The following is a 13,747-nucleotide window of genomic DNA, read 5'->3' as shown; positions in this document are numbered from 1 at the left end:
GGCCCGCATGAACATGATCCAGGCGATCAACTCGGCGCTTGACGTGCTGATGGAGCGCGATCCCGACATCGTCGTGATGGGCGAGGATGTCGGCTATTTCGGCGGCGTGTTCCGCGCCACCGCCGGGCTGCAGAAGAAATATGGCAAGACGCGCGTGTTCGACACGCCGATCACCGAACTGGGTATCATCGGCGTCGCCGTCGGCATGGGCGCGCACGGCCTGCGCCCGGTGCCCGAGATCCAGTTTGCCGATTACATCTATCCGGCGCTCGACCAGCTGGTGTCGGAAGCCGCGCGGCTGCGTTACCGCTCGGCGGGCGAGTTCACAGCGCCGATCACCGTGCGATCGCCCTTTGGCGGCGGCATTTTCGGCGGCCAGACCCACTCCCAGTCGCCCGAGGGCATCTTCACCCATGTCTCGGGGCTGAAGACCGTCATCCCCTCGACCCCCTATGACGCCAAGGGGCTGCTGATCGCGGCGATCGAAGACAATGACCCGGTGATCTTCTTCGAACCCAAGCGCATCTATAACGGCCCGTTCGACGGCCATTATGACCGGCCGGCGCGCAATTGGTCCGCGCATCCGGGGGGCGAGGTGCCCGAGGGCTATTACCGGATCGACCTTGGCAAGGCGCAGATCGTGCGGCCGGGCGAGGCGGTGACCGTGCTTGCCTATGGCACGATGGTCCATGTCTGCCAGGGCGTGATCGAGGAAATGGGGCTGGATGCCGAGCTGGTCGATCTGCGCACGCTGCTGCCGCTCGACATCGACACGATCGAGGCGTCGGTCAAAAAGACTGGCCGCTGCCTGATCGTGCATGAGGCGACGCGCACTTCCGGCTTCGGGGCCGAGCTGTCGGCGCTGGTGCAGGAACGCTGCTTCTATCACCTGGAAGCGCCGATCGAGCGCGTCACCGGCTATGACACGCCTTATCCCCACAGCCTTGAATGGGCCTATTTCCCCGGCCCGGTGCGCCTGCGCGAGGCGCTGACGAAGATCATGAAGGACTGACCAGCCATGGCTCTCTACACCTTCCGCCTTCCCGATATCGGCGAAGGCATTGCCGAGGCCGAAATCGTCGCCTGGCACGTGAAAGTGGGCGACCGGGTCGAGGAGGACGGCAAGCTTGCCGATCTGATGACCGACAAGGCGACCGTCGAGATGGAATCGCCGGTCGCCGGCATCGTCCGCGAGATTGCCGGGGCCGAAGGCGATGTGATCGCCATCGGCTCGGCGCTCGCGGTGATCGAGGTCGAGGGCGATGTCGCCGAAGACGCGGCCCCCGCTGCTGCGCCGGCTCCGGCACCTGCGCCGGTCGCGGCGCCTGTCGCGGCACCAGCGCCCGCTCCGGCGCCCGCACCCGCTCCGGCTCCGGCACCCGCGCCCGCTCCGGCTGCTGAACCGGCACCGGCCCCGGCTCCCGCGCCGGTCCCGGCCGCCGCGCATGGGCCGATCCTCGCCTCGCCGGCGGTGCGCGCGCGCGCGGCCGATCTCGGCATCGATCTCGCCATGGTCCGTCCGGCGCAGGACGGGCGCATCCGCCATGCCGATCTCGACGCTTATCTCGGCTATCATGCCGGGCAGGGCTATGGCCGGCCGGGCGCGGCGCGCGCCGACGAACAGGTGCGCGTGATCGGCATGCGCCGCCGCATCGCCGAGAATATGGCGGCGTCGAAGCGCCACATCCCGCATTTCACCTATGTCGACGAAATCGACGTCACCGCGCTTGAGGATCTGCGCGCCGACCTCAACGCCAATCGCGGCGACCGGCCGAAGCTGACGATGCTGCCGCTGCTGATCGTCGCGATCTGCCGCACTCTGCCCGATTTCCCGATGCTCAACGCCCGTTATGACGATGAGGCGGGGATCGTCACCCGCTCCGGTGCCGTGCATCTGGGCATGGCGACGCAGACCGATGCCGGGCTGATGGTGCCGGTGATCCGCGACGCGCAGGACAGGAATGTCTGGCAGCTGGCGCGCGAGATCGCCCGGCTGGCCGATGCCGCGCGCACCGGCAAGGCGACCTCGGCCGAACTGTCGGGATCGACCATCACCATCACCTCGCTCGGCCCGCTGGGCGGGATCGCCACCACGCCGGTCATCAACCGGCCCGAAGTCGCGATCATCGGCCCGAACAAGATCGTCGAGCGGCCGGTGTTCCGCCCCAATGGCCGGGGCGGGGAAGACATTGTCCGCGCCAAGCTGATGAACCTGTCGATCAGCTGCGACCACCGCGTCGTCGATGGCTGGGACGCGGCCAGCTATGTCCAGGCGCTCAAGAAGCTGATCGAGACGCCGGTGCTGCTGTTCGCCGATTAAAGCATTTTCGAGCCGGGTGGGATCGCCCGGCTTTGAAAATGCGCGGCCTGCCAGTCTTCCTGTCCGCCGCCCGGCACCCCCAACGGGGCGGGCGGCGGGCGGGGTGCTTGCAGAGCTGGGCGCGTGAACATATAAAGAACATCGATGGCTCAGCTCGATGTTCGCCAAAAGCTCGAAATCCTCGCCGATGCGGCCAAATATGATGCGTCCTGCGCGTCATCGGGCAGCGCCAGGCGCAACAGCCTGAAGGCCGGGCCGCGCGGCACCAGGGGGCTGGGTTCGACCGAGGGGATGGGCATCTGCCATGCCTATGCGCCCGACGGACGCTGCATCTCGCTGCTCAAGATCCTGCTGACCAACAGCTGCATCTTCGACTGCCATTATTGCATCAACCGCAAAAGCTCGAACGTGCGGCGCGCGCGCTTCACCGCGCGCGAGGTGGTCGATCTCACCATCTCCTTCTATAAGCGCAATTATATCGAGGGGCTGTTCCTGTCCTCGGGCATCATCGCGTCGAGCGACTATACGATGGAACAGCTGGTCGAGGTCGCGCGCAGCCTGCGCGAGGACCATGATTTTCGCGGCTATATCCATCTGAAGACCATCCCCGACGCCGATCCCGAATTGGTCCGGCAGGCGGGGCTTTATGCCGACCGGCTGTCGATCAATGTCGAACTGCCGACCGAAGGCGGGCTGAAGCGGCTCGCGCCCGAAAAATCCGCCACCCGGATCGAAGGCGCGATGGCCGATGTCGCCGGCCATATCGCCGAGGCCCGCGACGCGCGCCGCTTCCGCCATGCGCCGCGCATGGCCCCGGGCGGCCAGTCGACCCAGATGATCATCGGCGCCGACAGCGCGACCGACGGCGATGTCATCCGCCGCGCCTCGGGCCTGTATCGCCGCCACGGGCTGCGCCGCGTCTATTATTCGGCGTTCAGCCCGATTCCCCATGCCAGCGCGGTGCTGCCGCTGCGCCGCCCGCCGCTGATGCGCGAGCACCGGCTCTACCAGTCCGACTGGCTGATGCGCTTTTACGGCTTTGCGCCCGACGAGATGGTCGACGCCGCCGACGCCGCCGGGATGCTGCCGCTCGACATCGATCCCAAGCTGGCCTGGGCGCTCAAGCACCGCGCCAGCTTTCCGGTCGATGTCAACCGCGCCCCGCGCGAGCTGCTGCTGCGCGTGCCGGGGCTGGGGTTGAAGGCGGTGGGGGCCATTCTCTCCGCGCGGCGCTGGCGGCGGCTGCGGCTCGACGACATTGCCCGACTGACCGTGTCGGTGGCGCGGGTGCGGCCCTTTCTGGTGACCGATGACTGGCGGCCGACAGCGCTCACTGACCGCACCGATCTGCGTCAGTTAATCACCAGCAAAAACAGTCAGTTGGAACTTTTTTAAGCTGGAGCGGCTTCCGATCCGATTGCACCGGATCGGAAGCCGCTCCAGCCCTTTGATTTGCGGCATTTTCCGGGTCGCCGGGTGGTTCAACCCGGCTTGAAAATGCCTTAGGGATATTCCCTAGGGTTTGACGCCCGTCAAAGAGGCGTCGCGGCCGCATCGCCATGTCCGCTTTCGTTCAAGACGAAGGGGCAAGACGATGATCCGCACTTTGACGTTCGCACTGCTCGCCGCCGCGGCCGCCCAGCCGGCCATGGCCGAGGCCGGGGATTTCCAGGTCCGGCTGCGCGGCATTCTGGTCGCGCCCAACGAGAAATCGGGCGATGTCCTGCCGGCGTTTCCGGGCGAGAAAGTGAGCGTCGACAACAGCTTCATGCCCGAAATCGATTTTACCTATTTCGTGTCCGACCATGTCTCGCTCGAACTGATCGCGGCGACGACCAAGCACACCGCATCGGGCCGCACCGGCACCACCGGGTCGATCGGCGCGCTCGCCTCGACCTGGGTGCTGCCGCCGACGCTGACCGTGCAATATCGCCCGATCGCCAAGGGCAAGGTGCGCCCCTATGTCGGCGCGGGCGTCAACTACACGCTGTTCTATTCCGAAGATGCGAGCGCGGGGCTCGAACGCGCGGTCGGCGCGACGCGGGTGAACCTGAAATCCAGCCTTGGCTGGGCGGCGCAGGCCGGGGTCGATATCGACCTCAACGACAAGATCTTCCTCAATCTCGACGTCAAATATATCGACATCGACACCACCGCGCGGCTGGCGACGACCGCCATCGGCACGCAGCGGGTGCGGCTGAACCTTGATCCGTTCGTGTTCGGCGCGGGGCTGGGCTTCCGCTTCTGAACGGCCGCATGCCGGCATGACCGGGCCACCCGGCCGCAACGCAGGCCGGGTGGCTTTTGCCGGCCGCGCGCAATGCCTATCTCCGCCCCCGACGCCCGCCGCACCGGCGGGAAGTGGGCCGGGAGGTTAGGCGGGCACGATGCGGCACATCAGGCTGGCACGCGCGGATGATGCGGACGGGTGGCGCGATGCCGCGCGGGCGCTGATCGCCGCATCGGTGCCGCCGGAGAGCGTCAGCTGGTCGGTGGGGGACGAGGGCGGCGACCTGTTCGCGGCGCTTGCCCCGGCGGCCGAGGCTGTGCCCGCCGATCCCCAGCCCGCCGATTCCCAGCCCGGCTTTACCGTGCCGCGCGCATTTCTGGAGCTGATGCGGCTCGCCATCGCGCACCGTGATCCTGCGCGGTTTGCGCTGCTTTACACCCTGCTCTGGCGGCTGCGCACCACCCCCCGGCTGATCGAGGACCGCGCCGATCCGCTGGTGCGGCGGCTGGACGAGATGGTCCGTGCCGTCCGGCGCGACATGCACAAGATGCGCGCCTTTGTCCGCTTCCGCGAGGTGGCGGACGGGGAGGGGAGCCGCTTTGTCGCCTGGTTCGAGCCGGATCACCATATCGTCCGGCTGAATGCCGGGTTTTTCGTGCGCCGGTTCGCGGCGATGCGCTGGTCGATTCTGACGCCCGAATGCGCGATCCACTGGGATGGCGACACGCTGACCGAGGGGCCGGGGGCCAGCCCCGCCGATGCGCCCGGCGGCGATCCGGTCGAGGCGATGTGGCACGGCTATTATGCCGCGATCTTCAACCCCGCGCGGGTCAAGATCGGCGCGATGCTCAAGGAAATGCCGCGCAAATACTGGAAAAACCTGCCCGAAACCGCGCTGATCCCGCAGCTGATCGCCGGCGCGCAGGCCCGCGAGGCGCAGATGATCGCAGCGGCCGGCCCGGCGGCCGCGCCCGACCGGGGCAAACCCGCTGACCGGAACCGGGCCTGGGCGCTGCTCAAGGCCGAAGCGGCGGGCTGCACGCGCTGCCCGCTTCATGCCGGGGCCGGCGGCACGGTGTTCGGCGAAGGGCCGGTCGATGCGCGGCTGATGCTGGTCGGCGAACAGCCGGGCGACCGCGAGGACATGGCCGGCCGGCCCTTTGTCGGCCCCGCCGGCCAGCTGCTCGACCGTGCGCTTGGCGATGCCGGGATCGACCGGGGGCGGCTCTACCTCACCAATGCGGTCAAGCATTTCAAGCATGTGCGGCGGGGGCCGCGCCGCATCCATGACACGCCCGGTGCCTCGGAAATCACCGCCTGCGCGTGGTGGATCGAACAGGAAAGGCTGCTGATCCGCCCGCCTGTGCTGCTCGCGCTCGGCGCGACGGCGGCGCGGGCGCTGCTCGGCCCCGGCGGCACCATCGCCGCCCTTCGCGGGCGCGCGCACCCGCTGGCGGACGGGGCCGAGGCGTGGGTGACCGTGCATCCCAGCTATTTGCTGCGCCTGCCCGATGCGGAGAAGGCGCAGGTCGAATATCGCCGCTTCGTCGACGATCTCGCCCAAGGCTGGGCGCGGGCCGAGGCTCTTGCCGGGGGCGGGGGCGGCGCGCTACAGGCGCGGCCATGACCGATACCCCTCCTGATCGCCTGTCCTCCGACCCGCGCAGCCCCTTTTACGCGCCCGATCTGCTCGCGCGCGGCATCGGCATCCGCTTCAAGGGTGTCGAGCGCACCGATGTCGAGGAATATTGCGTCTCCGAAGGCTGGGTGCGCGTCGGGCTGGGCAAGAAGATGGACCGGCATGGCCGGCCGCTGACCATCAAGCTGACCGGCCCGGTCGAGCCGTGGTTCCAGTCCCCCGCCGAAGGCGCGGACACGCCCGCCGATAACGGCTGAGATCCGCAGGGCTGAGGTCCGCGTCGTCTGGGCGCGCGGCGTTTTGTTGTGCGCCTCTCGGCGCGGTCGCGGCACCGGCCCTCACCCCCACCCGGCCTTCCCCCACGGCAGGTTACGCCATGGGAGGCCGGCTGGGGGAGCAGGCCGGTGCCGATCTTCCCAAGCCCAAATACCCGGCCTTCCGCCGCCGCGCGCCATGCGCTAAGCCGCGGCCATGGCTACGGGTCTTGTTGCACTTCTCGACGATATCGCCGGCATCACCAAGCTGGCGGCGGCATCCCTTGACGATGTGAGTGCGGCGGCCGGCAAGGCCGGGGCCAAGGCGGCGGGCGTCGTCGTCGACGATACGGCGGTCACGCCGCGCTATGTGACCGGCTTCACCCCCGACCGCGAACTGCCGATCATCGCCAAAATCGCGCGCGGGTCGCTGTTCAACAAGCTGGTTATCCTGCTGCCCGCGGCGATGGCGCTGAGCGCGCTTGCCCCGTTTGCGATCACCCCGCTGCTGATGCTGGGCGGCGCGTTTCTCTGCTTCGAAGGCGCAGAAAAGCTGATCGAGGTCATCCGCCCGCATGGCGCGGGCGAGGAGGAACTGCACCTCGCGCTCGAAAGCGCCGAGCTTGAGCGGCAGAAGGTCGCCGGCGCGGTGCGCACCGATTTCATCCTGTCGGCCGAGATCATGGCCATCGCCCTTGCCGAAGTGGCCGAGCAGAGCCTGGTGATGCAGGCCGTCACCCTGGCGCTGGTCGCGGTGGCGATCACGGTTGCCGTTTATGGCGCGGTCGGCCTGATCGTGAAGATGGACGATATCGGCCTGCATCTGGCGCGCCGGTCATCGGCGCTGGTGCGCGGCATCGGGCGCGGGCTGGTGCGCGGGATGCCGATCCTGATGCAGGCGCTGTCGGGCATCGGCATCGCCGCGATGATCTGGGTCGGCGGCGGCATCGTTGTCCACGGCCTGCACGAACTGCATCTGGTCGAGGCGATCCCGCATCTGGTCGATCAGGCGGGCGAACTGGGCGCGGGGCTGCTCGGCTTTGCGCCGGGCTTTGGCCGCTGGCTAGGCGGGGCCGTCGCCTCGGGCGTGTTCGGCGTCGCGCTGGGCGCGCTGATCGCCGGCGCGATCCATCTTCTGCCGCGTCGCAAGGGCAAGGACGCGCAGCCGGCCTAGAGCATTTTCAAGCCGGGTTGACCCACCCGGCGGCTCGGAAAATGCGGTAAATCAGAGGTCCAGACCAGCCGCCCGCCGCATTGCGACGGGCGGCTTGCTTGGTCTCCGCTTTCCGTCAGCCCTCGCCATCGCCGATCGGCATGCCGGGAGGCACGGCGGGGACCGCGGTTTCGCGGGCAATCGCCGCTGCCCGTGCCTCGCGGTCGCGCAGCAGCCGCGCCATCGCCAGCGCCCAGGCGCGGTCGTCGCGGTCGGCGATGCGGGCGCTTGCCTGCGCCGCCGCCCAGTCATCGAGCGCCTGATCGATCCGCAGCGCGGCCTCGCTGCCCGTCCCGGCATCCTGCGCGGCGCGGGCCAGCGCCATCAGGATGCGCGTGCCGACCGTGCGGCGCACGGCCGCCAGACGTGGCGCTGCGGGCGGACGCACGGCCAGCCCGATCAGCCGTTCGGCCAGCTCGCCAATGCCGGGAATGCTCGCATCGCGGCGATGCTGGTCGGCCAGCCGCGCCAGCCGGTCCGGGGCGAGCAATGCGCCAAGCGTCACCTGTGCTGCGACATCGGCGGCGACCAGCGGGTCGAACACCGTGCCGCCGGGCGTGCGCATCACCTCGATCTCGAACTGGCGGTCGCCATCGCCCGACCAGCCGGCCGACAGCGCCGGGATCAGCGCCTCGGGCACGTCGAGCGCCGCCGGGTCGAGCGTGGCGAGCAGCGCGGTGAGCGCCTTGTGCTGCGCCGCCCCGGCAACCGCGCGGCCCTGGCCGGCGGCGTCCGCGCCGACCGCATAGCTGCTCTCGACCCCGCCCAGCAGCTTGGCCGCCGCCTCGACCTGATAGCGGTGCAGCAGCCAGACGGGCACGAATTTGCGGCGCAGATTGGCGGCCGGCTCATCGGGCGCGAGCGCCGCCGGGCCGAAGCGCGCGACGCCGGCGGCGCGCACCGTCATCATCCGCTCAAGCTCGGCGACCGGATCGCTGCCATCGTCCCACAGGCTGCCCCAGGGCTGGGCCGCCCCGGCCGCGCGCGCATTTTCATCGGCGACGAAGCGCAGCCCGCGTGCCGTGGCGGCAGCGACCTTCTGCCGCGCGGCGGCCTCTGCGTCTCCCGACGGCGGATCGCCATACAGCCAGTCGATCGCATGCATGTCCCATGCGCCAAGGCCGGTGCCATAGGCATCCGACAGGTCGGGGGCGCCGTCCTTGAGCGTGATGCGCGGGGCCGGATAATCCATCACCGACGCCCGGTTCTGGGTGCTGCCGGCAAAATTGTGCAGCAGGCCGAGCGCATGGCCGACCTCGTGCGCGGCCAGCTGGCGGATGCGCGCCAGCGCGACCTGCGCCGGATCATTGGGCCCGCCGCGCCCGGTCGCCGCCGCGCCGACCAGCGCTTCATAGATCAGGATATCCTGCCGCACGCGCAGCGAGCCGAGCAGCACAGAGCCTTTCAGGATCTCGCCCGTCACCGGATCGGTGACCGCAAAGCCATAGGACCAGCCGCGCGTCGCCCGGTTGACCCAGTTGACGACGTTGTAACGGATGTCGAGCGGATCGACCCCCTCGGGCAGGATCTCGACCCGATAGGCATCGATCAGCCCGGCGGCCTCGAACGCGGCTTTCCACCATGACGCGCCTTCGCGCAGCGCGGTGCGGATCGGCTCCGGCGCGGCGCGGTCGATATAGAAGATGATCGGCTTTTTCACGCGCGAGCGCGGCGCATCCGGATCGACCCGCTCCAGCCGGAAGCGGTTGGCGAGGTTGCGGACGATCTGCCCGCCCAAAGGTGCGGCATAATCGAGATACTGGCTGGAAAAGCTGCCGCCGCGCGGATCGAAGCTGCGCGGGCGATAGCCGGGCTCGGGCAGCGCGATCAGGCTGTGGCGCACGGCAAGGCTGATCTGGCGCGGATCGGGCGCGATGTTGCGAACCTCGGCCCCCGGCGTGTCGGACACGAAGGTCTGCCGCGCCTCGAGTTCGATATTGCGCGGAAAGACGCGCACCGCGCCCGGATCGGCGGCGCTGAGTTCGGGGGCGAGCTTCCACCCTTTCTCGCCGGCCGCGCGCAGCTGATCGGCGATGCCCTTGCTGTCGCGCACGAGGAAGGGGGCGATGTCGACCAGCGTTTCGCCATTGCTGCCGGCCACCGCATCGCCCAGCCACAGCGTCGAGGTGGCGAAGGCATCGCGCGCCGCCGCCTGTTCGGCCGCCGGCGCACCTTCGGCACGGAAGCGGGGATTTTCCAGCTCGAACGCGATTTTGCGGCCGATGCGCCGGATGACGAGCAACTGCGCCGGGCCGGGCTGGGCGCGGTCAAGGCCCACCGGTGCCGACCCCAGCCCGGTGCGCAGTGCGGTGACATAAAGCAGCCGCGCCATCACCCCGTCTGCGCCCGGTGCGGGCAGCGCGAGCAGGATGCGCCCGCCCGCCCGGTCGACATGGACGGGGAGCAGCCCGTCCATCCGCTCGGTGCCCTGCAGCACCGCCGGCGCAGCAGGCGCGGCCCCGGCCGGCACGGCGGCGAGCAGCAGCGGCAGGGCGGTCAGCGCGGCACGCGCCGTCTTGCGGATCATCTGGTCAGTCCCCCCGATCTGGTTTGGGGGCGAGGCTAAAGGCCTGACCGGCGCGTGGAAAGGCGCAATCGGGGACCGGCGGGTTATCATTTTCCGTTGTCGGCGGACGATTGCCGATCCGCTGGTGTGTGACCTCGACGGGTTGACCGTGCGCCCATTACGACTTATAAGCCTTACAAGAATTAAGGAGGCTTTGATGGCAGCGATAGTTCAACTCAAGCGCTTGGCAAATGCGCTCGTCTCTGTGTCGACGCGGTTCGAGCACGCTTGGCTTGACGATGCAGAAGGGCTGGTCGTGGGAGTTTTTCCAACTCCAGAAATGCGGTTCGATTTTGCGATCGAGGCGCTTGTGCCCGTGCGGCCGGGCTCCGTGCCTGAAAAGCGCATCATCTCGCTGCTCGGCCAGGCGAAGCGAGTTGTAAGAAAGTATGAAATCGAAACTGGAGAGGCGATTTATACGGTTGGAAGTGCTACCCAAATGCTTATCGAGGGATTGAATATCATCGAGGAGAAATTCCCTGGTACCCTCGAAAAACTATCGGACGATAAGAAGCGGACCAAGCGGCCTGTCGCGCGCAATCGCGAAGATCTTTATGATGTTCCGCATCCGCATAATCACTCGGCCGAGCTGAAATCCGGGTACTTCGTCGCGACCAATAACAAGGATCACGAGGCCCGCGGATTCTTGCGCTCGGCCGCGGAAATCGCGGGCCTGGAGTGGGACAAGACCTTCATCGTCAGGCAGGTGAGCTGACGGCTCGCAGACGCCGGTGCAGCCCTGTGTGCACCGCGCCGCTCATTAAAGGCGTCAGCAGTTCCTTGGGTAATGGTGCGGTCGAGAAGACTCGAACTTCCACGGCCTTTCGGCCACAACGACCTCAACGTTGCGCGTCTACCAGTTCCGCCACGACCGCACACTTTACGTCAGCCGGGATGCCCCGGGTTACGTCCGCCGGGGAGGTCCCGGCGCTGGTAGGTGGCGGCCTCTAGCAGAGGGTTTTGCGCCGCGCAACACGCATATGGCGGCAAAATGCGGGGCGAGCGTTCGGGGCGGTTCAGCCCCGGCTGCCGGCAAAGCTGAGCTTCAGCTCGCGCACGCCGGCCGGCACATCATATTCGGCGGCGTCGAAGCGGATCACCGCCCCGGGCGCGAGCGTGCGGGCGGGCGGGGTGATGACCCAGCGATAGACGATCCGGCCCTGACCGTCCTGTAGCTCGGCCTTGATGTCGGGCACGGTCTGGGGCGCACGGGTCGGGTTGGTGATCCGCCCGGACAGAGCGAACAATTCATTGCCGCTGGCCAGCGTCCGCCGTTCCGGCCGGCCTTCCAGATCGATCAGCAGCGCGACCTCCCCGTCGCCCGCGCCCAGCCCCAGGCGCTGGCGCACCATGTCGAGCCCCAGATACTGGATCGCGGCAACGCCGAGCAGCAGGATCAGCCCGGCGGCAATCGCCGCGATCGTCCAGCGCCGGGCCGGGTTGCGGCGCGGGCGGGCAAGGACGGTGTCGTCGATCGGGCCATAATCCGGCTCGATCACCGGCCCCGGCGGCTGATCGGCCACGGCATCGTCAATGAAGCGCGGCGGCGCGGCCTGATCCGCCACTTCGGGTGCGACCGGGGCATCGGCGATGTCGGCGGGCGGTGCGGCCGGGGGCAGGGCATCGGCGGGTGCCGCCTCGTCCAACTCCGGCGGATCCTGGAACCAGCTGTGCCGGCAAGCGGCGCAGCGGACCGACCGGCCGGCCGGGCCGATCGCGCTTTCTGGCACGACATAGCGCGTCCGGCAGTTCGGGCATTGCAGGATCATCTTGGTTAACGGCCCCTTTCAGCCTTCCTTCTAGACCTGCTCTTCCGGCGCAGGCAAGCACGGCGCTTTACGCGCGCCGCCGGGCCATGCGATGGGGGCCGGATCGAACGGGCCGGCGGCGATGCCGGCCGGGGATTGCGACGGGGGAGCGCGCGGTGGCGAGCATCGTGCAGTTTGAAAATGTCGGCCTGCGCTATGGCACGGGCGCCGAAACCCTGTCGGACCTGAGCTTCAGCCTTGCCCCGGGCGCATTTTATTTCCTGACCGGGCCGTCGGGGGCGGGCAAGACCACGCTGTTGCGGCTGCTTTATCTGGCGCAGCGGCCGAGCCGGGGGCTGATCCGGCTGTTCGGCGAGGATATCGTGACGCTGCCGCGCGACGGGCTGCCGCCGCTGCGCCGCCGCATCGGCGTGGTGTTTCAGGATTTCCGGCTGGTCCCGCATCTGTCGGCGTTCGACAATATCGCGCTGCCGCTGCGCGTCGCCGGCGCGGCGGAGCGCGACATCATCGCCCCGGTCAGCGAAATGCTCGACTGGGTCGGGCTGGCCGACCGCGCCCGCGCCCGGCCCGCGACCCTGTCGGGGGGCGAGCAGCAGCGCGTGGCCATTGCCCGCGCGGTCATCGCCCGCCCGGACATGCTGGTCGCCGACGAACCGACCGGCAATGTCGATGCCGACATGGCCAACCGGCTGATGCATCTGTTCGAGGCGCTGAACCGGCTGGGCACGACGGTCGTGGTGGCAACGCATGACGTGCAATTGCTGTCGCGCGTGCCCGCCGCGCAGATCATGCGGCTCGAACGCGGGACGCTCAACGACCCGACCGGCGCACTGCGCTTTCCGCCGCGGGCCAGCGCATGATCGACCGGCTGAGCGCACGCATCGCCTCGCCCGACCGGCTGCTGCTGCCCGAGGGGCGGGCATCGGGGCCGATGCCCTGGGTGATCGCGATCATGGCGTTTCTGACCGTGCTGGCGGTCGCCGCCGGCATCGCGCTTGCCGCGGCCTCGGCGCGGCTGGCCGAACAGATGTCGGGGCGCGCGACCGTGCAGGTTGTCGAGGCCGATGGCAGCGCCCGCGCCGATCAGTCGGCCCGCGCGCTGGCGCTGCTGCGTCAGCGGCCCGAGGTGTTGCGCGCCGCCCCGGTGGGTGCTGAGGAGATGACCGCGCTGCTCGAACCCTGGCTGGGCAAGGCCGGGCTGGCCGCCGACCTGCCGGTGCCGGCGCTGATCGATATCGATCTGCGCCCGGGGGCGACCGACATCGCCGCGCTCGAACGCGCGGTCCGGGCGGTCGCCCCGGCGGCGCGGATCGACGGCCATGCCCGCTGGCTGGGGCCGGTGCTGCGGCTGACCGGCGCACTGGGCGGGCTGGTGGCGCTGGTCGTGATGCTGACCGGGATCGCGACCGCCGCCTGTGTCGTGCTGGCGGCGCGGGCGGCGCTCAACACCCACCGCGCGACCATCGATGTGCTGCATCTGCTGGGCGCGACCGATGCCCAGATCGCGCGCCTGTTCCAGCGCCGCATCGCGCTCGATGCGCTGTTCGGCGGCGGGCTGGGCCTTGGCTCGGGCCTTGTCGTGCTGGTGCTGATCGGCGGGCGGATCGGTGCGCTCGGCTCCGATCTGGTCGGCGGGGCGGGGATGCCCGGCTGGGGCTGGCTGGCGCTGCTTGCGGTGCCGCTGGCGGCGGCGCTGGTCGCCACGGTGGCCGCGCGGCTGACGGTGATGCGCGCGCTGGCGCGGATTTTGTGACAC

General features: G+C 69.1%; 12 protein-coding genes and 1 tRNA gene. 10 read left to right on the top strand and 3 right to left on the bottom strand.

The window, feature by feature from the left end; genetic code table 11:
* Positions 1 to 7: 7 nt before the first annotated feature.
* The 7 genes from OPU66_RS03435 to OPU66_RS03405 all read left to right on the top strand — a co-directional run bounded on the left by OPU66_RS03435 (position 8) and on the right by OPU66_RS03405 (position 7,617).
* Positions 8 to 1,012 (top strand): alpha-ketoacid dehydrogenase subunit beta, encoded by a 1,005-nt coding sequence (locus OPU66_RS03435; RefSeq protein ID WP_498552226.1) that lies wholly within the window; start codon positions 8 to 10, stop codon positions 1,010 to 1,012.
* Positions 1,013 to 1,018: 6 nt separating this feature from the next.
* Positions 1,019 to 2,320 carry a dihydrolipoamide acetyltransferase family protein gene (locus OPU66_RS03430; protein ID WP_498552205.1) on the top strand — a complete coding sequence of 434 codons (1,302 nt, stop codon included), beginning with the start codon at positions 1,019 to 1,021 and terminating at the stop codon, positions 2,318 to 2,320.
* A gap of 144 nt (positions 2,321 to 2,464) precedes the next feature.
* A complete protein-coding gene (locus tag OPU66_RS03425; protein WP_498552204.1) occupies positions 2,465 to 3,715 on the top strand; it encodes a putative DNA modification/repair radical SAM protein in 1,251 nt (416 codons plus the stop codon).
* 199 nt (positions 3,716 to 3,914) lie between these two features.
* Positions 3,915 to 4,568 (top strand): OmpW/AlkL family protein, encoded by a 654-nt coding sequence (locus tag OPU66_RS03420; RefSeq protein ID WP_160592511.1) that lies wholly within the window; start codon positions 3,915 to 3,917, stop codon positions 4,566 to 4,568.
* Between the two features lie 139 nt (positions 4,569 to 4,707).
* Positions 4,708 to 6,177 (top strand): UdgX family uracil-DNA binding protein, encoded by a 1,470-nt coding sequence (locus OPU66_RS03415; RefSeq protein ID WP_498552203.1) that lies wholly within the window; start codon positions 4,708 to 4,710, stop codon positions 6,175 to 6,177.
* Entirely contained in the window at positions 6,174 to 6,446 is a 273-nt protein-coding gene (locus tag OPU66_RS03410) for a DUF3297 family protein (RefSeq protein ID WP_498552202.1), read from the top strand. The genes OPU66_RS03415 and OPU66_RS03410 overlap by 4 nt, the downstream gene beginning before the upstream one ends.
* Positions 6,447 to 6,660: 214 nt before the next feature.
* Positions 6,661 to 7,617: a DUF808 domain-containing protein gene (locus tag OPU66_RS03405; protein ID WP_498552201.1), complete on the top strand. Its 957-nt coding sequence runs from the start codon at positions 6,661 to 6,663 to the stop codon at positions 7,615 to 7,617.
* A gap of 115 nt (positions 7,618 to 7,732) precedes the next feature.
* On the opposite strand, the gene OPU66_RS03400 is transcribed toward OPU66_RS03405, so the two are convergent.
* On the bottom strand, positions 7,733 to 10,183 hold the full coding sequence (locus OPU66_RS03400) for a zinc-dependent metalloprotease (protein ID WP_498552200.1): 2,451 nt from the start codon (positions 10,181 to 10,183) through the stop codon (positions 7,733 to 7,735).
* Positions 10,184 to 10,379: 196 nt separating this feature from the next.
* Here OPU66_RS03400 and OPU66_RS03395 point away from each other — a divergent pair, with 196 nt between their 5' ends.
* The gene (locus OPU66_RS03395; protein WP_498552199.1) at positions 10,380 to 10,937 is read left to right on the top strand and encodes a hypothetical protein; all 558 of its coding nucleotides are present in this window, start codon (positions 10,380 to 10,382) and stop codon (positions 10,935 to 10,937) included.
* 73 nt (positions 10,938 to 11,010) lie between these two features.
* Here the strand turns inward: OPU66_RS03395 and OPU66_RS03390 are convergent.
* Both OPU66_RS03390 and OPU66_RS03385 read right to left on the bottom strand, forming a co-directional pair.
* Positions 11,011 to 11,097 (bottom strand) — tRNA-Leu (locus OPU66_RS03390).
* 141 nt (positions 11,098 to 11,238) lie between these two features.
* Positions 11,239 to 11,991, bottom strand: coding sequence for a zinc-ribbon domain-containing protein (locus OPU66_RS03385; protein ID WP_498552198.1), 753 nt, complete (start codon positions 11,989 to 11,991; stop codon positions 11,239 to 11,241).
* Between the two features lie 155 nt (positions 11,992 to 12,146).
* On the opposite strand from OPU66_RS03385, the gene ftsE reads away from it, so the two are divergent.
* Together ftsE and OPU66_RS03375 are read left to right on the top strand one after the other, a co-directional pair.
* Positions 12,147 to 12,851 carry a cell division ATP-binding protein FtsE gene (gene ftsE, locus OPU66_RS03380; RefSeq protein WP_498552197.1) on the top strand — a complete coding sequence of 235 codons (705 nt, stop codon included), beginning with the start codon at positions 12,147 to 12,149 and terminating at the stop codon, positions 12,849 to 12,851.
* A complete protein-coding gene (locus OPU66_RS03375; protein WP_498552196.1) occupies positions 12,848 to 13,744 on the top strand; it encodes a cell division protein FtsX in 897 nt (298 codons plus the stop codon). Before ftsE ends, OPU66_RS03375 begins: the two co-directional genes overlap by 4 nt.
* Positions 13,745 to 13,747: the final 3 nt, after the last annotated feature.

It is taken from the genome of Sphingomonas sp. URJC2 (assembly GCF_059803575.1).
The sequence above is the reverse complement of the archived record's forward strand: the minus strand, read 5'-3'. Positions and strand labels throughout refer to the sequence as shown.

Excerpts from the sequence above, each read along its gene's own strand:
- OPU66_RS03425 (WP_498552204.1), top strand. The coding sequence starts at position 2,465 with ATGGCTCAGCTCGATGTTCGCCAAAAGCTCGAAATCCTCGCCGATGCG.
- OPU66_RS03400 (WP_498552200.1), bottom strand. The coding sequence starts at position 10,183 with ATGATCCGCAAGACGGCGCGTGCCGCGCTGACCGCCCTGCCGCTGCTG.
- OPU66_RS03405 (WP_498552201.1), top strand. The coding sequence starts at position 6,661 with ATGGCTACGGGTCTTGTTGCACTTCTCGACGATATCGCCGGCATCACC.
- OPU66_RS03420 (WP_160592511.1), top strand. The coding sequence starts at position 3,915 with ATGATCCGCACTTTGACGTTCGCACTGCTCGCCGCCGCGGCCGCCCAG.
- OPU66_RS03435 (WP_498552226.1), top strand. The coding sequence starts at position 8 with ATGAACATGATCCAGGCGATCAACTCGGCGCTTGACGTGCTGATGGAG.
- OPU66_RS03415 (WP_498552203.1), top strand. The coding sequence starts at position 4,708 with ATGCGGCACATCAGGCTGGCACGCGCGGATGATGCGGACGGGTGGCGC.
- OPU66_RS03430 (WP_498552205.1), top strand. The coding sequence starts at position 1,019 with ATGGCTCTCTACACCTTCCGCCTTCCCGATATCGGCGAAGGCATTGCC.
- OPU66_RS03410 (WP_498552202.1), top strand. The coding sequence starts at position 6,174 with ATGACCGATACCCCTCCTGATCGCCTGTCCTCCGACCCGCGCAGCCCC.
- OPU66_RS03385 (WP_498552198.1), bottom strand. The coding sequence starts at position 11,991 with ATGATCCTGCAATGCCCGAACTGCCGGACGCGCTATGTCGTGCCAGAA.
- OPU66_RS03395 (WP_498552199.1), top strand. The coding sequence starts at position 10,380 with ATGGCAGCGATAGTTCAACTCAAGCGCTTGGCAAATGCGCTCGTCTCT.
- OPU66_RS03375 (WP_498552196.1), top strand. The coding sequence starts at position 12,848 with ATGATCGACCGGCTGAGCGCACGCATCGCCTCGCCCGACCGGCTGCTG.